Origin of the sequence: Rhizobium sp. CF080 (assembly GCF_000282095.2) — a bacterium.
GTDB lineage: Bacteria > Pseudomonadota > Alphaproteobacteria > Rhizobiales > Rhizobiaceae > Neorhizobium.
Window position 1 is genome coordinate 698,732 of sequence record NZ_AKKC02000004.1, and the last position, 16,603, is coordinate 715,334.

18 protein-coding genes are annotated in these 16,603 nt (G+C 62.0%); 12 read left to right on the plus strand and 6 right to left on the minus strand.

The features are described 5' to 3' along the window. Positions 1-16 precede the first annotated feature (16 nt). Positions 17-952: a hypothetical protein gene (locus PMI07_RS10335; RefSeq protein WP_024163714.1), complete on the minus strand. Its 936-nt coding sequence runs from the start codon at positions 950-952 to the stop codon at positions 17-19. A gap of 262 nt (positions 953-1,214) precedes the next feature. Here PMI07_RS10335 and PMI07_RS10340 point away from each other — a divergent pair, with 262 nt between their 5' ends. Further along, positions 1,215-2,120, plus strand: coding sequence for a S1C family serine protease (locus PMI07_RS10340; RefSeq protein ID WP_007771576.1), 906 nt, complete (start codon positions 1,215-1,217; stop codon positions 2,118-2,120). 55 nt (positions 2,121-2,175) lie between these two features. On the opposite strand, the gene PMI07_RS10345 is transcribed toward PMI07_RS10340, so the two are convergent. Further along, positions 2,176-3,432 carry a glycerate kinase gene (locus PMI07_RS10345; RefSeq protein WP_007771579.1) on the minus strand — a complete coding sequence of 419 codons (1,257 nt, stop codon included), beginning with the start codon at positions 3,430-3,432 and terminating at the stop codon, positions 2,176-2,178. 152 nt (positions 3,433-3,584) lie between these two features. Between PMI07_RS10345 and PMI07_RS33525 the strand changes: the two genes are divergently transcribed. Next, entirely contained in the window at positions 3,585-3,917 is a 333-nt protein-coding gene (locus PMI07_RS33525) for a hypothetical protein (protein WP_007771580.1), read from the plus strand. Between the two features lie 96 nt (positions 3,918-4,013). Then, complete coding sequence (locus PMI07_RS10355; RefSeq protein WP_245277120.1) at positions 4,014-4,427, plus strand: hypothetical protein; 414 nt, start codon at positions 4,014-4,016, stop codon at positions 4,425-4,427. Between the two features lie 22 nt (positions 4,428-4,449). Here the strand turns inward: PMI07_RS10355 and pcaQ are convergent, their stop codons facing one another. Beyond that, entirely contained in the window at positions 4,450-5,376 is a 927-nt protein-coding gene (gene pcaQ, locus PMI07_RS10360) for a pca operon transcription factor PcaQ (protein ID WP_037086549.1), read from the minus strand. A 94-nt stretch (positions 5,377-5,470) separates the two neighbouring features. On the opposite strand from pcaQ, the gene pcaD reads away from it, so the two are divergent. Genes pcaD through PMI07_RS10395 form a run of 7 tightly spaced genes read left to right on the plus strand, consistent with a single transcriptional unit; the run spans position 5,471 to position 9,897 of the window. Beyond that, entirely contained in the window at positions 5,471-6,265 is a 795-nt protein-coding gene (pcaD, locus tag PMI07_RS10365; RefSeq protein WP_007771584.1) for a 3-oxoadipate enol-lactonase, read from the plus strand. A gap of 2 nt (positions 6,266-6,267) precedes the next feature. Then, the gene (gene pcaC / locus PMI07_RS10370; protein ID WP_007771585.1) at positions 6,268-6,684 is read left to right on the plus strand and encodes a 4-carboxymuconolactone decarboxylase; all 417 of its coding nucleotides are present in this window, start codon (positions 6,268-6,270) and stop codon (positions 6,682-6,684) included. Further along, on the plus strand, positions 6,681-7,421 hold the full coding sequence (gene pcaH / locus PMI07_RS10375) for a protocatechuate 3,4-dioxygenase subunit beta (RefSeq protein ID WP_024163715.1): 741 nt from the start codon (positions 6,681-6,683) through the stop codon (positions 7,419-7,421). Before pcaC ends, pcaH begins: the two co-directional genes overlap by 4 nt. Before the next feature lies 1 nt (position 7,422). Further along, positions 7,423-8,040: a protocatechuate 3,4-dioxygenase subunit alpha gene (gene pcaG, locus PMI07_RS10380; RefSeq protein WP_007751504.1), complete on the plus strand. Its 618-nt coding sequence runs from the start codon at positions 7,423-7,425 to the stop codon at positions 8,038-8,040. 34 nt (positions 8,041-8,074) lie between these two features. After that, on the plus strand, positions 8,075-9,145 hold the full coding sequence (locus PMI07_RS10385) for a 3-carboxy-cis,cis-muconate cycloisomerase (RefSeq protein ID WP_007751503.1): 1,071 nt from the start codon (positions 8,075-8,077) through the stop codon (positions 9,143-9,145). Continuing rightward, complete coding sequence (locus PMI07_RS10390; protein ID WP_245277121.1) at positions 9,145-9,474, plus strand: type II toxin-antitoxin system Phd/YefM family antitoxin; 330 nt, start codon at positions 9,145-9,147, stop codon at positions 9,472-9,474. The genes PMI07_RS10385 and PMI07_RS10390 overlap by 1 nt, the downstream gene beginning before the upstream one ends. Continuing rightward, the gene (locus PMI07_RS10395) at positions 9,475-9,897 is read left to right on the plus strand and encodes a type II toxin-antitoxin system VapC family toxin (protein ID WP_007751498.1); all 423 of its coding nucleotides are present in this window, start codon (positions 9,475-9,477) and stop codon (positions 9,895-9,897) included. A 21-nt stretch (positions 9,898-9,918) separates the two neighbouring features. Here PMI07_RS10395 and PMI07_RS10400 read toward each other — a convergent pair whose 3' ends face one another. Beyond that, entirely contained in the window at positions 9,919-10,299 is a 381-nt protein-coding gene (locus tag PMI07_RS10400) for a VOC family protein (RefSeq protein ID WP_024163716.1), read from the minus strand. A gap of 200 nt (positions 10,300-10,499) precedes the next feature. Here PMI07_RS10400 and PMI07_RS10405 point away from each other — a divergent pair, with 200 nt between their 5' ends. Beyond that, positions 10,500-12,311 (plus strand): methyl-accepting chemotaxis protein, encoded by a 1,812-nt coding sequence (locus PMI07_RS10405; protein ID WP_024163717.1) that lies wholly within the window; start codon positions 10,500-10,502, stop codon positions 12,309-12,311. A 16-nt stretch (positions 12,312-12,327) separates the two neighbouring features. On the opposite strand, the gene PMI07_RS10410 is transcribed toward PMI07_RS10405, so the two are convergent. Together PMI07_RS10410 and PMI07_RS10415 are read right to left on the minus strand one after the other, a co-directional pair. Further along, positions 12,328-13,143 (minus strand): alpha/beta fold hydrolase, encoded by an 816-nt coding sequence (locus tag PMI07_RS10410; protein ID WP_007761433.1) that lies wholly within the window; start codon positions 13,141-13,143, stop codon positions 12,328-12,330. A 108-nt stretch (positions 13,144-13,251) separates the two neighbouring features. After that, positions 13,252-14,202, minus strand: a complete 951-nt coding sequence (locus PMI07_RS10415) for a LysR family transcriptional regulator (RefSeq protein ID WP_037086175.1) — start codon at positions 14,200-14,202, stop codon at positions 13,252-13,254. Between the two features lie 255 nt (positions 14,203-14,457). Between PMI07_RS10415 and PMI07_RS10420 the strand changes: the two genes are divergently transcribed. After that, positions 14,458-16,530 (plus strand): tripartite tricarboxylate transporter permease, encoded by a 2,073-nt coding sequence (locus PMI07_RS10420; protein ID WP_007758712.1) that lies wholly within the window; start codon positions 14,458-14,460, stop codon positions 16,528-16,530. The last annotated feature ends 73 nt before the right edge of the window (positions 16,531-16,603 follow it).

Below are 16,603 nucleotides of genomic sequence, written 5' to 3' on the forward strand. Positions count from 1 at the left end.
AAGGGAGGGGCGAGCACTACTCGGCGCCGCACATCCATTCGATGTCCCGCTGGGCGGCCGGGCATTCGGCGACCATCTGGTTGATCGCTTTGGCGGATCCCGTGAGCGGGAACCGCTTGGACTTGAGCTTGTCCAGTTCCCCAATATTCTTGCTGCTGAACTGAAACGTAGTGCCGTCCTGGCTGACGGTCATCACCGTTTCGCCGCTTGAATTGTCGAACCCTTCCACCCGCCCTTCCAGCACATGCAGGACAGATGCCTTCTTCAGGCTATCGAGATGGATGGTGCAGGTATCGCTCTTGTACTCGACGAAACCCTGGCTATGAGTCACCGGTACGCCGCCGCCCGAGCCGTCGTCGAACATGATGTCGAGCGTACCCTGCCTGGCAAGGTTAGGTGTGGCGCGGAACGAGAGGATGTGTGCCATCGCAGCGCTATTGCCGAAATAGGCACAGGCGAGCCCCACCGCTCCGTCGGAAGTTTCTACATAGGCCGACTTTCCGAGCTGCGGATGAACCCCATAGGTCCAGACTGGATCGTCCGCCGAACCGCTCGCGCTGTCTTTTCCGTCCGCCGATGCGCTTTTGGCGACCTTGCCGCGCGTGACTGAGCCATCGAAAGAACAACTGGCGCCATGGTAGTCCAGGCAGTCTTTTTCCGTGATGGCAAAGCCATTTCCCTTGCGACGAATTCCGATCACGCATTGCAGCGACGAATAGGACTCATCCGGCACCACGCGCCACCGGTCCTTGCCGGCCGGGCGCAGGGTACCTTCCGTATCGCCCTGGCAGCCGGGCCGCGTCACCTCGATCTTGAACTTCTGCTTCTCCACCGAAACCCCGAGCTCGCCGCCATAGGCGGCCGGACCCTGGTAGTTGCCGCTCTCCATCGCGAGCGCGGGCAAGGCCGATGCAAGCAGGACAAGTAGGGAACTTGGGCTCAGACGTCGCATTCGTTCCTCCTGGGCTCAATCAAAGGGATGGACAGGCGAGAAACCTAGCGGTTGAGCAGGACGCCGCAATTCGTGTTTTGGAGGTAGGCGGCACGCCTTCTGACGGAGGGCAGGTCGTTTCGATCGCCGATCGAGACGGTACTTTCCCCTGCAGCTCTTGCTTCATGCCGTTCACATTCATACCTTAAAGGGGCGGTATGGTCCTGTCCTGCAGACCCTTGCGGGGTTCCGGGCCGCGTATTGCCTCATCAGGATTTGCATCATGGATATCGAGAAAACTTTGCGGTCGGTCGTGGCCGTGCGTGCTTCAATTCCGGACAACGCCTTTACGGCCAATACCCTCGGCACCCGCCGGGAGGGAAGCGGCGTGGTGATCCGCGAAAACGGGCTCGTCCTGACGATTGGTTACCTGATCACCGAAGCCGAAGACGTCTGGCTGACATGCCAGGATGGCCGCGTCGTGCCGGCCCATGCGCTTGCCTACGATCAGGAAAGCGGCTTCGGTCTCGTGCAGGCCATCGCGCCCCTCGACCTGCCGGCCCTTCAGATCGGTGATTCCGCAACCGCGACGCTCGGCGATCCCATCATCTTCGCGGATGGCGAGGGCGAATATGTGCGCGGCAATATCGTGGCAAAACAGGAATTCGCCGGATATTGGGAATATCTGCTGGACGAGGCGATCTTCATTGCGCCGGCCCATCCTTCATGGGGCGGAGCGGCGCTGATCGACACGGAAGGCAAGCTGCTCGGCGTCGGGTCCCTGCGTCTTCAGATGAGCAAGGGCGGCGAGATCGCCGATATCAATATGGTCGTGCCGGTCAATCTCCTGAAGCCGATCCTCGATGATCTCCTCAATCGCGGCGAGTTCAACCGTCCCCCGCGCCCGTGGCTCGGCGCCATGTCGGCCGAAAGCAATGGCGAAGTGGTGGTCATGAGCGTCACCGAAAACGGTCCAGCTGCACAGGCGGGCCTCAAGCGCGGCGACGTCATCTCCGAGATCCGCGACGGCGAGGTCGATGGGCTTGCGGACTTCTATCGCAAGATCTGGGACAGCGGCCCTCCAGGCGCGGAAATCCCGATGCGCATCCTGCGCGACGGGCGGGAAGCCTGGCTTCGGGTGAAGTCGGCGGACCGGAACGACTTTTTGAGGAAGCCGCAGCTGCAGTAAACGGTTGAGCACGCGGCAAATGTGGCGGAAGCCAGCAACAGCCGGCTTCCGTTAACTACCGCACCAAAATGGCCCGGAAGTCATTCACGTTGGTTCCCGTCGGCCCCGTATCGAACACGTCACCAATGGCGGAAAAGCCCGAAAAGCTGTCGTTGCGGTCGAGCAGTCTGCGCCCGTCCAAACCGATGGCTCGCAGGCGCCTCGTCGTCGTGCCGTCCGCGAAAGCACCGGCATTGGTTTCGGAGCCGTCAATGCCGTCCGTATCGGCGGCAAGTGCGATGATCTCATGCCCGTCGATCGCCAGCGCCAGCGCCAGCGCAAATTCGCCGTTGCGGCCGCCCTTGCCACCCTTCGCTCGCAACGTCACGGTCGTCTCGCCGCCGGACAGCAGGACCGCCGGTTTTGCGAAGGGCCGGTCGCGGAGCGCCACTTCCCTCGCAAGCGCAGCATGCACCAGCGCCACGTCGCGGGCCTCGCCTTCGATGGAGTCGGAGAGGATATGGGGTGTCACGCCGTGGGCGCGGGCAACTTCGGCGGCTGCCTCCAGGGACACGCCGGCGGAGGCGATGACGAAATGTTCGTGGCGAGTGAAGACGGGATCGTCCGGCTTCGGCGCATCCGCGGCCGGGGAGTTCAGATGTGCGATCATCGCACTCGGCAGTTTCAGCTTGTACTGCTCGACGATGGCAAGTGCCTCCTGGCGCGTTGTGGCGTCCGGAATGGTCGGGCCTGAGGCGACGAAGGCCGGATTGTCGCCGGGAATGTCGGAAACGATCAGGCTGACGACGCGAGCTCTGGTCGACGCCGCAAGTCGGCCGCCCTTGATGGTGGACAGATGTTTGCGAACCACGTTCATGGCGGAGATCGGCGCGCCCGAGGCAAGCAGCATCTCGTTTAAGGCGATCTCGTCTTCCAGCGTCAGGCCCTCAGGCGGGGCCGGCAGCAGGGCGGAGCCGCCGCCGCAGACGAGTGCGATGACGAGGTCGTTTTCGGAAAGGCGGGAAATTGTCTCGACCAGCCGCTTTGCGCCCGCAAGGCCTGCAGCATCCGGCACCGGATGCGACGCTTCGAGGATCTCGATCGACTTTGTGTCGCAGCCATAACCGTAACGAGTCACGACCACGCCTGTCAGTGGCCCGCTCCAAACGCTTTCGAGCGCGGCGGCCATCTGGGCGGCACCCTTGCCGGCGCCGACGACCACGGTCTTGCCGTTCGCCGGGGGAGAGGGCAGGTGCTTGACGATGCCAGTCAGCGGATCGGCGGCTTTCACGGCGGCCTTGAACAGCGCTTGCAGCAGTTCCCGGTCGGTCATCGCTTTTCCTCCTCTTCATCGTCACCCGAGCTCTTTCGATCACGGTCGTCAACAACCGTCAACCAGGCTTGATCGCGGCGCCGCCTTTCGTACGGAACAAAGCGAGCGAGTCTCGGTTGTCCCATGGGCTCACTGAAACGAAGGAGCGAAAGATGACTGAACATCTGAAAGAAGCCGGTTATCCAGGCCAGATCGACATCGGCGGGGATAGGTCGCCCGTCACTTACAAATTGAAGGCCAGCAAGGAGGATGACGGCGCGTTCCATGTGGCCGTGAGCCTCAGCGCCCCGCGCGATTGGCTGCTGAAGCATGGCTTTCGCAACGAAGCCATCCTGGTGCGCCAGGGCGGTGTTGAAATGCCGATCCATTTCGAAGAAACGCTCAATGTCGCCGACAACATCTCGGTGACGCTGCGCGCAGACGACGCAGTGATGGCCTCGATGGACGAGTTGCGGCGCGCCTTTCCGGAGCTTCGGCCGACTTAGGGTCGCGCCTGCTGTTTGCATGCAAGGACCGCAGCGTATATCGCTGACGAGGCAGGCCGTTCGGCCGGGCTTTTGATGCGGTGGGGCAGCGAGATCTTGGAGACGGTTGAACAGCGGAATGCGGTGCGATCATGCGGTACCTGCACACTGTGCTGCCGGCTTCCCGAAATCGCAACGCTGGACAAGCCGGCCGATGAATGGTGCCGGCACTGTTCTGAGGGGCGGGGGTGCGCGATCTATGCAGATCGGCCTCAACTCTGTCGTGATTTCCTCTGCCGGTGGATGACAGATACCACGGTCTCCGAAGACTGGCAGCCTTTGCTATCGAAGATGCTGGTCTATGAACAGGGGCCGCAGCTGACCATATTGGTCGATCCGGACCATCCGGATATGTGGCAAAAGGAGCCGTATTTTTCCGACTTGCAAGCCTGGGCCAACGTAGGCGACAGGATCGGAAAATACGTCATCCTGTTTTGCGGGGACGAGGTGAGGAAAATCGAACCGGTCTGATCGGGCATCTGCCCCGCGTATCTCACTGCGCCGGCATGATCTCCGCAGCGGCCTGTCGGATCGTCTGCATCAGGATCGACAACGAAGCGGAGGGATTGGCGTCGGCCCGGATGGTGAGGCCGACCGGGCCGCGGGTCTCGCTGGTATCGATCGGCAATGTCGCCAGAATCCCATCCTTGATATCGGCCGCGACCACACCCGCCGAGATGATCCAGATGGCATCGCTCGACCGCACGAAGGCGCGGCCGAAGGCATCCGACACGGTTTCCACTTGGGTGGGAATGCTTGCGACGCCGTTGGCGATCAGGAACTGTTCGACCGATGGCTGAATGATTGAACCGCGCGTCGGCATCAGTACCGGGTAGTCGGCTAAACCCTCGAAGATCGATCGCTTGCCGTCGAGCAGCGGGTGGCCGGCGCGGACGGCGAACACGACCTGTTCCGAATAGAGATGTTCGAAGGACAGGCCTGTCATCTTTTCCGGCAACGCGAGGCGGCCGACCACCAGATCGAGATCGCCGATCCGGAGCTGTTCCATCAAAACGGCATTATCGCCGGTCACGATCTTTACCCGGCTGCCGGTTTTTTCGGCGAGGAACATCGTCATGGCGCGAGGCATTACGCGGGTGGAAACGGTCGGAAGCGCGCCGAGCCGGACCGGCGGCGCAGAATCGAACAGTTCCTGCGAGACGGAATCCATGCCCTGGCGAAGCGCCGTCAGCGCCGCGCCCGCATGGCGCAGGAAGACCTCGCCGTAACGGGTGATGCGGATGCCGCGGCCGTCGCGCTCGAACATGGCGACACCGAGCGCCTCCTCGAGTTCGCGGATGGTCTTGGTGACGGCCGGCTGGCTGACATGCAGAAGTTCGGCTGCCTTGACCACGCTTTTTTGACGCGCGACCTCAACGAATGTATGCAAGTGCCGAAACTTGACTCGGGAATTGATCAAGATCAAATAACCCTACGGTTAGGGGATTGTGCTCAAAATATCATTTTACCTAACCGGAAACTAGTGCAATCTATCAAAGCGAGAGGAGGCGCGGATGCAGTTTGTACACATCAACGACATTGTGATCCATTACGACATCCAGCGCGCGGATGACGGAAAGCCCGTCATCGTGTTCATCAATTCGCTCGGAACCGACAGCCGCATCTGGCATCACGAACTGCCTAAGCTAGCCGAGGATTATACGATCCTCACTTACGACAAGCGGGGCCACGGCCTTTCCGGCCTCGGCAGCCCACCCTATTCGATCGCCGATCACGCGGCGGATCTTGCCGGCCTGCTCGACCACCTGCAGCTCAGCCAGGTTATCGTCTGTGGCCTCTCGGTCGGCGGGCTGATCGCCCAGGGCCTGTATGCAAGCCGGCCCGACCTCGTGAAGGCGCTGATCTTTTCCAACACGGCCCACAAGATCGGCACGGCCGAGTCCTGGGCGGCGCGCATTGCCGCCGTGGAGACGAATGGCATCGACAGCATTCTCGATGCGATCATGGAGCGCTGGTTCACCGCGCCGTTCCGAAAGCCGGACAACGCCGCCTACCAGGCCTATTGCAACATGCTCGTCCGCCAGCCGACCTTCGGCTACAGCGGCACGTGCGCTGCGATCCGCGACGCGGATTTCACCGAGGCCGCGAAGAGGATCGCCGTGCCGGTGCTCTGCATCGTCGGCCGAGAAGATGGCTCGACGCCGCCCGAAGTCGTCAAGTCGCTCGCCGACCTGATCCCCGGCGCGCGTTACGAGATTATCGAGGGTGCCGCGCATATCCCCTGCGTCGAGGCGCCCGCCGCCCATGCCGCGCTGGTCCGCGGTTTCATCGAACAACTCGAGGAATAGATATGGCCGATCCTTCCGCGCCATCGGAACGTTATGCTCAAGGCATGAAGACCCGCCGCTCGGTGCTGGGCGATGCCCATGTGGACCGCGCCCAGGCAAACCAGACGCCGTTCGACGGGCCGTTCCAGGAAATGATCACCGAAGGGGCCTGGGGCACGGTCTGGTCGCGCCCGAACTGGACGAAGCGCGAGCGCTCGATGGTGACGATCGCGCTTCTGGCAGCGCTCGGCCATCACGACGAGGTCGCCATGCATATCCGCGCAACCGCCAATACGGGTGCGACAAAAGACGATATCTGCGAAGCTTTGATGCATGTTGCAATCTATGCCGGCGTTCCGGCGGCCAACCATGCCTTCAAGATCGCCAAAGCCACTTATGCGGAATTGGACGCGGACAAGGCCGCGGGAGAGCAAAAATGAAGAACACACCCCCAGAAACAACACCCTTTTTCGCCCGTGACAGGGAATGGCATCCGCCGGCATTCACGCCGGGCTACAAGACTTCGGTGCTGCGCTCGCCGCAGCGCGCCCTGATTTCGCTGGAAGGCACCAAGAGCGAAATCACCGGCCCGGTCTTCGGCCACAACATTCTCGGGGAGTTCGATAACGACCTGATCGTCAACTACGCCAAGCCCGGCGAAATGGCGCTCGGCGAACGCATTCTCGTCTACGGTCGTGTCATCGACGAGCGCGGCCGCGGCGTCCCGGGCGCACTGGTGGAATTCTGGCAGGCCAATGCCGGCGGCCGCTACCGCCACAAGAAGGAAACCTATCTCGCCCCGCTCGACCCGAATTTCGGCGGTTTTGGCCGCACGATCACCGACGAGGACGGCGGTTACGCGTTCAAGACCATCAAGCCCGGCCCCTATCCGTGGCCGAACGGCGTCAACGACTGGCGCCCGGCGCATATCCACTTTTCGGTCTTCGGCCATGGTTTTGCCCAGCGCCTGATCACCCAGATGTATTTCGAGGGCGATCCGATGATCTGGATTTGTCCCATTGTGAAGACCATTCCGGACGAGAATGCGATCAAGGGCCTGATTGCCGCGCTCGACATGCAGAACACCATCCCGCACGACATGCGGGCCTACAAATTCGATATCGTCCTGCGCGGCCGTCGCTCGACATTCTTCGAGAACCGTAAAGAGGGCAACTGAGATGGTCCAGCCGCTCACCTACTTCAAGGAATCCGCCTCGCAGACCGCGGGTCCATATGTCCATATCGGTTGCACGCCGAATTTTTCCGGCATCACCGGCGTCTACGACACCGACCTCGGTTCCGGCTCGATGGTCAACGACCAGACGCGTGGCGAGCGCATCACCATCCGCGGCTTCATCTATGATGGCGCGATGACTCCGCTCAAGGATGCGATGATCGAGATCTGGCAGGCGGATGCCGACGGCTATTACAACAGCCCGTCGGAAACCCGCGGCAAGGCCGATCCGAACTTCTTCGGCTGGGCCCGCCAGCCGGGTGACATGAATACCGGCGAGTTCGCTTTCGAGACGATCAAGCCCGGCAAGGTCCCCTTCCGCGACGGTCGTCCGATGGCCCCGCACGTGACCTTCTGGGTCGTCGCGCGCGGCATCAACCTCGGCCTCAACACCCGCATGTACTTCTCCGACGAAGAAGAGGCCAATGCGGCGGATCCGATCCTGTCGCGCATCGAGCATCGGGTTCGCGTTCCCACCCTGATCGGCAAGCGCGAGGGTAATACCGTCACCTTCAACATCTATCTTCAGGGCGAAAACGAAACCATATTCTTCGACATCTAACACGCGAAGAATCAGGGTCCGCCCGGGAGTAGATATGAGCGTCTCGGTTTTCGAACATCCATTTTTGTCCGGTCTCGTCGGCGACGACGAGACCGGACAGCTGTTTTCGGTGAAAGCCGAGATCGACGCCATGCTGGCCTTCGAAACGGGACTTGCCAAGGCAGAAGCCTCCTGCGGCATCATCCCGGCCGAGGCGGCGGAACGGATTTCTGCCGCGCTGCGGATGTTCGAACCGGACATGGCGGGGCTCAGAGAGGGCACCGGACGCGATGGCGTCGTGGTCGCCGAACTCGTCAAGCAGCTTCGCGAGGCCGTCAATCAGCAGGCGGGCGGAGCCGATGCGGCAAAACACGTGCATTTCGGAGCCACCAGCCAGGACGTCATCGACACGGCGCTGGTGATCCGCCTGAAACAGGCAAGCACGCTCTTCATCGAGCGGCTCACAGCTCTCGAAAAGGCTTTCGACGACATCGATAAGGTATTCGGTGCCCGCACGTTGATGGGCCATACCCGCATGCAGGCGGCGATCCCGATTGCCGTTTCCGACCGTATCCGTGCCTGGAAGGAACCGTTGATCCGGCATCGCCAGCGGCTGGACACTTTTTCCGAGACGGGCTTTGCCGTGCAGTTCGGCGGGGCTGCTGGCAGCCTCGAAAAATTCGGCGGCAAGGCTGCCGAAGTACGCAAGGCGCTGGCCTGGGAACTGTTCCTCACCGACGCGCCACAGTGGCAGAGCCAGCGCGACCGGCTGGTCGAATTCACAAACATACTTGCGCTGATTTCCGGCTCTCTCGGCAAGCTCGGCCAGGATGTGGCGCTGCTTGCCCTGAAGGGCGGAGAACTGGAACTCGCAGGTGGCGGCGGCTCCTCGGCCATGGCCCACAAACAGAACCCGGTTGCCGCCGAAGTGCTCGTCTCGCTCGCCCGCTTCAACGCGGTGCAGCTTTCCGGCATGCAGCAATCGATGGTGCACGAACAAGAGCGCTCCGGCGCCGCCTGGACGCTCGAATGGCTGATCCTGCCTTCCATGGTGATGGCAACCGGAGCTGCCCTGCGGCTCGCGGCGGAGCTCGCCGGCAATGTGAGGTCGCTGGGCAAGGGCTGATGGCGATCATCGAAGACCGCGCAATTCTAGTATATTTTGAAAGAAAGATACTAGATGTGCTCCCGGAGGTCTCGATGACCCTTTCCTACATGACCAGCGCCTCCTTCAACCAGAATCCGAGCAAGGCCCGGCAGGCAGCAAACGAAAATCCGTTGGTCATCACCGATCACGGCAAGCCGACGCATGTGCTGCTGACTTATGCGGAATTCGAGGCGAAGTGGGTGAAGCCCAGGAGCGCGCTCGATGCGCTACGAGATCCGAACCCTGCAACCGATGACGACTTCGATCCTCCAAGGGTGAACTTTGAGTGGCGAGAGGTCGAATTGTGAATGGTCGTCCTGCTCGATACCAATGTCGTTTCGGCCTTGCGGCGTCCAGAACGGCAGGACATTGCCTTTCGTACGTGTCTGGCGGGAATTGATAGCGAGACAAGTTTTCTTTCCGCCATCACGATCATGGAATTGCGCTTCGGCGTCCAGCAAGAGCAAAAGAGAAATCCGATCTTTTCTGCCGATCTGGAAAAATGGCTCAACGAAGTGGTGCTGATCAATTATTCCGGTCGGATTCTTCCCTTTGACACGGCGGTCGCTCTGCGGACAGGAACTCTGGCGACGCCCAACAAACGCCCTTCATCGGATGCAATGATCGCCGCTACGGCACTGGAGCATCGGTTGACGGTCGTCACCCGCAACATCTCGAATTTCGAGTCGCTCGGCGTGCCCTGCCTCAATCCCTGGGCCTTTCAGGGCTGATCCGGCCAAGCTTGAACCAGGTCACTCCGTGATTTCAACCGGATTGCCGTCGGGGTCAGAGATCACCGCCTCGTAGAACCCGTCGCCGGTCATGCGGGCCGGGGAAACGAGGATGCCTATGGCTGCCGCCTTGGCGGCCATGTCGTCGACGGCCTGCCGGTTGCCGAGCGAGATCGCCATATGCGCGTAACCGGCACGTTCGCGCGGCGCGTCCGGTGCAATCCAGGGGCCGCTCATGATCTCGATCGTTGCGCCTTCGGAAAGGGTGAGGAATTTCGAGGAGAAGCCGGCGCGTCGACGGCTCTCGTAGAGCGGGCTGGCGGCGGCGCCGAACATGTCTTCGAAGAACGCGACGAGCCTATCGAGCTCGGTTGTCCAGAGTGCGACATGCGCGAGTTTCATATTCCATCTCCCTGATGCCATCCAGCCGACACGATGACCACTGTTTTTGACGTTGGCCCAGCCTCCGTCCCATGCGGAAAGACGCCGTTCTTGCTACCCCTGTTACTCGTTAAACATATCCTCAGCATTTTCTGCAACCGTTAACCATGACGGCCAACCTGCTTGGCCAACGGCTATCGGTTCGAAAACGGGAAGTTCGGATGACCATCAAATTCAAGCTTGTCGCCAGCGTTGTGTGCCTTGCGCTTGCGCTGGTTGCAACCACAACCGTCGCGGTTATCGGAATGGACACGCTTTCGGCCCGCACGCGTACCATCGTGGAGGATCGGGTCGAGCCCATGGCGCAGATCAAGACGGTCTCCGACGCCTACGCGGTCACCATCGTCGATACCGCTCACAAGACGCGCAGCGGCGCATTCAGCTGGGAATTGGGCGAGCAGACCGTCCGCGCAGCGCTTGCCACCGCCAACCGCGAATGGGCGGCCTACCAGGCGACCTACCTGACCGATCAGGAAAAAAGCCTTGTCCAGCGTTACCTCGGCGCGCGTACCGAAACCACCAAAGCGGTTGACGAGCTTCTGGCGATCATGGGCAAACGCGATCAGGCAGCTCTCGATACCTATGTGACGAAACGGCTCTACCCGGCGATCGAACCGCTTGCCGAACCGCTGAATGCGTTGACCAAGCTGCAGTCCGATGTTGCCCACAAGAGTTTCGAGGATGCATTAAAGGACAAGGCAAACCTCTCCGTTTGGATGACCGTGATCGGCGTCATCTCGCTGATCGTGGTCTGCTTCTCGATCCGGGTCGTACTGTCGGGCGTCGTCGGTCCGCTGCAGCGCCTGCAGGATTGCATGCGACGCCTCGCCGGCGGCGAACTGACGTTGACCATCTTCGGCATAGGCCGCAAGGACGAGATCGGCGGAATGGCGGCAGCCGTGGAGGTCTTCCGTCGGGCGGCAATCGACAACAAACGCCTGGAAGACGAGGCGAACGAAGCCCGCACCCGGTCGGAAGCGGAGCGCATCGCAACACAGGAACAAGCTGAAGCCGACGCATCCCAGCGCCTCCGTGTTGCGACATCCGGCCTTGGTGGCGGTCTGCGCCGGCTCGCCGCGGGCGATCTCTCCTTCCAGCTCACAGAAGCCTTCTCGGCGGATTTCGAGGCCTTGCGCCACGACTTCAATACCTCGGTCAGCCAGCTTGCCAACACGCTGACGCAGATCGCCGGCAGTGCCGAGGCGATCGACGGCGGAACTCAGGAAATCAGCCAGTCAGCCAGCGACCTGTCGCGCCGTTCCGAGCAGCAGGCCTCGTCGCTCGAAGAGACGGCAGCAGCGCTCGATCAGATCACCGCGAATGTCAGTTCCGCTTCCAAAAAGGCGGACGAGACACGCAAGATTGCCGCCGAAGCCAATTCGTCCGCCGCGCGTTCCGGTGAGGTGGTCGCAAATGCGGTTGAGGCGATGCGCCGCATCGAGGAAAGCTCCAACCAGATCTCCAACATCATCGGCGTGATCGACGAGATTGCCTTCCAGACCAATCTTCTGGCGCTGAATGCCGGCGTCGAGGCAGCGCGTGCCGGCGAGGCGGGCAAGGGATTTGCGGTCGTGGCGCAGGAAGTGCGCGAACTCGCCCAGCGTTCGGCGAACGCAGCCAAGGAAATCAAGGCGCTGATCCAGAACTCGACCGTCGAAGTCGGCCACGGCGTGAAATATGTCCGCGACGCTGGCGAATCGCTGAAGTCGATCGAGGGCTATATCGTAACCATCAACGGCCATGTGGACGATATCGCCCGCTCGGCCCGAGAACAGTCGACCGGGCTTTCGGAGATCAACTCGGCCGTCAACCAGATGGACCAGGTAACCCAGCAGAACGCCGCCATGGTCGAGGAGACGACGGCGGCGAGCTCCGGTCTTGCCGACGAGGCCTCGAAGCTTCGCCAGATGGTCGGCCAGTTCCAGCTTGGAGCGGGCCCGTCCCAGGGACAGCGTCGCCGCCGGGCCGCCTGAAGCCAGGTGATACGGGTCAGGCCCTAATGGCCCGGACCAGTTCATTCAGATGCCCGGCAATGGTTCCGGGCACTTCGAGCGGCGTGAAGTGCCGCACGCCTTCCATGATGAACAGCGATGCGCCGGGAATGTTGTCGGCCATGGCGCGAGCCATCTCCAGCGGCGTCGCGTAGTCCTCGGTGCCGACCGCGACACGGCAGGGGAAATCGAACTTCGGCAGGGCGGCGCGGATATCGGCATTACCGAGCATGGCGCAGGTCGCCGCATAGGCGGGCAGCTCGTTCTTCAAGAAGACTGCGATCGCCTTCTCCACCACATCCGGATCGGCCTCGCGGAAAGCGTCACTGAACCAGCGCGTCTTCTGGAAACCGACCAGTGCGCCCATGCCTTCGGCAAGCGCCTTGTTGGCGCGTTCCGCCCAGGTTTTCGGAGCATCCTCGCCGTACCAGGCCGTGGTGTCGAACAGACCGAGCGCCTGAACGCGTTCGGCATGGTTGGCCGCAAAGGCCAGCGCCACGCAGCCGCCCATCGAGGCGCCGGCGACGACGGCCGAGGGCCAGCCGACATGATCCATCAGATCGGCTATGTCATCGGCGAAAAGCTCGACGCTATAGGGGCCGGCGGATTTGTCCGACGCGCCGTGGCCGCGGCAATCGAAGATCAGCACGTCGGCGGAGCCGCCGAGCGCTTCGACGGTCGGCTCCCAGAAGGTCTTGTCCATGGCGAGCGAATGGACGAGCACGATGCGGTTGTTCCCCTTTCCCTTGACTACGCGGTAGGAGATGTTTGTGCCGTCGCGGATAGTGGCAATCTCGTTTGATGGTTCGCTCACGTTCGAAATCCTCCTGAGGGCAAATGCGGAGTAACGTCATATTGTATGACAAACATATAGGCAAATCCTGATCTGGAGACAACAGGCGATGTTGTGATTGTTGAGCGATCAGCTCGCAGCGGACAGTGCCAGGCCGCTCGCGTCGCTCTCTTCGGCGAGCTGGCGGGCGGTCAGCGCGAGCTGACGGCGCAGCCATTTGTGCGCGGGAAGATCCGTATGCACATCGCTCCACACGGCAGTGGCGGAAACCTGCATGTTGGGCACCGGCACGGGACAGAAATAGAAGCGCGACGGATCGAAGATCGGCGCCATCTTCTCGAAGACGAGCACGATCAGGTCGGATCGCGAAACGATCGCAGGTGCTGCGAGGAACTGGTGCACGGTGGTCGCGACACGCCGCTTGAGGCCGGCCTGGGCCAGGAACCGGTCGGCGCGGCTGACATCGCTCACGCCGGGCTTCACCGAGAGCTGGTCAACGGCCAGGAACTCTTCGAGCGTGATCGGACGACCGGCGAGCGGATGGCCCTGCCGCATCATGCAAAGATAGGTGTCCTCGAACAGCGGCATGTGCTTGAAGCGTCGCGGTAGATTGGGGATGATGCCGACTGCAAGATCGATCTCGCTGTTGTCGAGCAGGGCAGGCAGCTCCTCGTTCGGCCGCGACTGGATATTGAGGCCGACGCGCGGCGCGGCGCGGGCGATATGCTCGATCAGCAGCGGCAAGAGCACGACGGACGCATGATCCGAAACCGCCAGGCTGAACGTCCAGTCAGGGTCGCCGGGCTCGAAGGTGGTCGGCTCCAGCGCCTCCTCGATCTGCCGCATGGCCGACTGGATCGGCCCGGAGATTTCCAGCGCTCGAGGGGTGGGGCGCATACCGTCGGCCGTTCGCAGAAAAAGCCGGTCGTTGAGCAAGAGGCGCAGACGGTTGAGCGCGTTGGATAGCGCCGGCTGCGACATGCCAAGCCGCTCGGCGGCGCGGCTGACGCTGGCCTCCACCATCATGGCGTCGAAAACGACCAGGAGTTTGAGATCGATATTAGCTAAATTCATGGGCATGATAATACGCTTCGCTTTTTGAATTTGCCAACGGCCCGCGAGCCGGTTCAACATTGTCATACAGAAATACAGTACTACACAATCGCCCATGGTGAAACATTCCGGGCGCAGGTGCATGCTTATTTGAGCGGTCCTCGACCCCGGCGCTTTGCTGGCGGATGCCGCTCCCGGGGGACTCCGGATGCGAGGGAGGAGGCGCTGTCCAAGCGCCTGGACGATATTGAGCCTCGCGGGCCGCGGGGCGGTGGAGGATACATGATTCTGGAACAGGCCATGGCGGCGTTGACGGTCATTTTCGACCCGATGCGTTTCCTGATCATCTTGCTGGGTTGCGTGCTCGGCCTTTTCATCGGGGTCATCCCCGGCATCGGCGGTCTGGCGGGCATGGCTCTGCTTCTGCCGTTCACCTACACGATGGACCCCTATACCGCACTCGCCTTCCTGATCGGCATGTGGGCGGTGACGCCGACTGCCGATACCATCCCCTCGATCCTGATCGGGGTGCCGGGTGCCGCAGGTTCGGCCGCGACCGTGATGGACGGTTATCCGATGGCACGCCGCGGCGAAGCGGGACGGGCGCTCGGTGCCTCCTATACCGCCTCGCTGATCGGCGGCATTTTTGGCGCGCTGCTGCTTGCCGTATCTATCCCGATCCTGCGCCCCTTCATGATGGCCTTCGGCACGCCGGAGCTTCTGGCGCTCTGCATTCTCGGCCTCAGCCTCGTGGCGGCCGTCAGCCAGGGCAACATGATGAAGGGCCTCGTGGCAGCCTGTTTCGGCGTCGTCATCGCCTCCGTGGGGGACGAGGCGCAGACCGGCGAACTGCGCTGGACTTTCGATTCGCTCTATCTTTGGGACGGCGTTCCGCTGGAAGCGCTGGTTCTCGGCCTCTTCGCCGTGCCGGAACTGATCGAGCTCGGCGCAGCCCGTCAGGCCGTGGCGCTCCACAAGAGCGAAAGCATCGTGCGCGACCAGTTCCGCGGCGTGAAGGATGCGCTCCAGAACATCCGCCTCGTGTTGCAGAGTTCCTGGCTCGGCGCGATCCTCGGCTCCGTGCCCGGCCTCGGCGGCCCGGCGATCGACTGGATCGCTTACGGTTCGGCGGCGAAATCCGTCAAGGGCGGCACCGAGACCTTCGGCACCGGCGACGTACGCGGTGTCATCGCCTGCGAGGCGGCCAACAACTCCCGCGAGGGCGGCGCGCTCATCCCGACGCTTGCCTTCGGCATTCCGGCCAGCGCCACCATGGCGATCCTGCTCGGCGCCTTCATGATGCATGGCATCCAGCCGGGGCCGAAACTGCTCACCGAACAGCTTGACATCACCTATACGATCGTCTGGAGCCTGATGATCGCCAATATCATCGGCGTTCTGATCTGCTTCGCCTTCGTGTCGCAACTTGCCAAGCTGGCACTGGTGCCGGCCGGCATCCTGGTGCCGACGGTGCTTGCGATCGTCTTCATCGGAGCCTATTCGGCGACCCGCGATATCGGCGACATCGTCGTTCTCTTGATCTTCTCGGTGATCGGCTGGGGGATGAAGCGGTTCGGCTGGGCGCGAGCGCCGGTGTTGCTCGGCCTCGTGCTCGGGGGGCTGGTGGAACAATATCTGTTCATTTCCACCAGCCGCTATGGCTCCGCCTGGCTGCAACGTCCCGGTGTCATCATCATCCTGATGATTCCGGTCCTCTATTTCGCCTATACCGCTGTAAAATTCTTCCTGAAGCGGCGCGAACCGGTTCCGGTCGCAGTCGGTGCCGCCGTCAGCGAACCGGCCGCTCCGAAAGCGCCGGTCGGTCCGGTTTCCATCGTCGACCGGATCATGCTGCCGGGCGTCTGGATCCTCGCCGCGATCCTGTTCATCACGGCGCTTGCCACCTCGACCGAATGGGCGCTCGCCGCAAGGCTCATGCCGCAGACGGTTTCGGCGGTCGGCCTGTTCGTGGTGATCTGCTCCGGCATCGGTGTCTACATGAAAAAGCGGGCCGGCGAGACGATCGTCAAGCCGCGCAAGGCGAGCGAGACGGACCCGCTGGAGGCGATGCCGGACCGCGAACTCTATAAGCGCATGGGCATCATGCTTGCCTGGGTGCTGTCGGTCTTCGCGGGCACGCTGCTGATCGGTCTGTTGCCGACGCTGCTCTTCTACATGATCGCCTATATGCGTTTCGAAGGTAAACAGCCCTGGATCCGCACTCTGGTGATCGCGATCCTCATCTGGATCTCCATGTTCATTCTGTTCGACAACCTCTTGAACATGCCCTGGCCGCAATCCTACCTTGGCGACGCCTTCCCGGCACTGCGCGCAGCGGTTTCGGATATCATCTGAGGTGTCGGCATTCGAAAACAAAAGGCCGGAGTGGCGACGCTCCGGCCTTCGCCTTGATATCTTCGCTGACATT

Excerpts from the sequence above, each read along its gene's own strand:
- PMI07_RS10335 (WP_024163714.1), bottom strand. The coding sequence starts at position 952 with ATGCGACGTCTGAGCCCAAGTTCCCTACTTGTCCTGCTTGCATCGGCC.
- PMI07_RS10340 (WP_007771576.1), top strand. The coding sequence starts at position 1,215 with ATGGATATCGAGAAAACTTTGCGGTCGGTCGTGGCCGTGCGTGCTTCA.
- PMI07_RS10345 (WP_007771579.1), bottom strand. The coding sequence starts at position 3,432 with ATGACCGACCGGGAACTGCTGCAAGCGCTGTTCAAGGCCGCCGTGAAA.
- PMI07_RS33525 (WP_007771580.1), top strand. The coding sequence starts at position 3,585 with ATGACTGAACATCTGAAAGAAGCCGGTTATCCAGGCCAGATCGACATC.
- pcaD (WP_007771584.1), top strand. The coding sequence starts at position 5,471 with ATGCAGTTTGTACACATCAACGACATTGTGATCCATTACGACATCCAG.
- pcaC (WP_007771585.1), top strand. The coding sequence starts at position 6,268 with ATGGCCGATCCTTCCGCGCCATCGGAACGTTATGCTCAAGGCATGAAG.
- pcaH (WP_024163715.1), top strand. The coding sequence starts at position 6,681 with ATGAAGAACACACCCCCAGAAACAACACCCTTTTTCGCCCGTGACAGG.
- pcaG (WP_007751504.1), top strand. The coding sequence starts at position 7,423 with ATGGTCCAGCCGCTCACCTACTTCAAGGAATCCGCCTCGCAGACCGCG.
- PMI07_RS10385 (WP_007751503.1), top strand. The coding sequence starts at position 8,075 with ATGAGCGTCTCGGTTTTCGAACATCCATTTTTGTCCGGTCTCGTCGGC.
- PMI07_RS10390 (WP_245277121.1), top strand. The coding sequence starts at position 9,145 with ATGGCGATCATCGAAGACCGCGCAATTCTAGTATATTTTGAAAGAAAG.
- PMI07_RS10395 (WP_007751498.1), top strand. The coding sequence starts at position 9,475 with ATGGTCGTCCTGCTCGATACCAATGTCGTTTCGGCCTTGCGGCGTCCA.
- PMI07_RS10400 (WP_024163716.1), bottom strand. The coding sequence starts at position 10,299 with ATGAAACTCGCGCATGTCGCACTCTGGACAACCGAGCTCGATAGGCTC.
- PMI07_RS10405 (WP_024163717.1), top strand. The coding sequence starts at position 10,500 with ATGACCATCAAATTCAAGCTTGTCGCCAGCGTTGTGTGCCTTGCGCTT.
- PMI07_RS10415 (WP_037086175.1), bottom strand. The coding sequence starts at position 14,202 with ATGCCCATGAATTTAGCTAATATCGATCTCAAACTCCTGGTCGTTTTC.
- PMI07_RS10420 (WP_007758712.1), top strand. The coding sequence starts at position 14,458 with ATGATTCTGGAACAGGCCATGGCGGCGTTGACGGTCATTTTCGACCCG.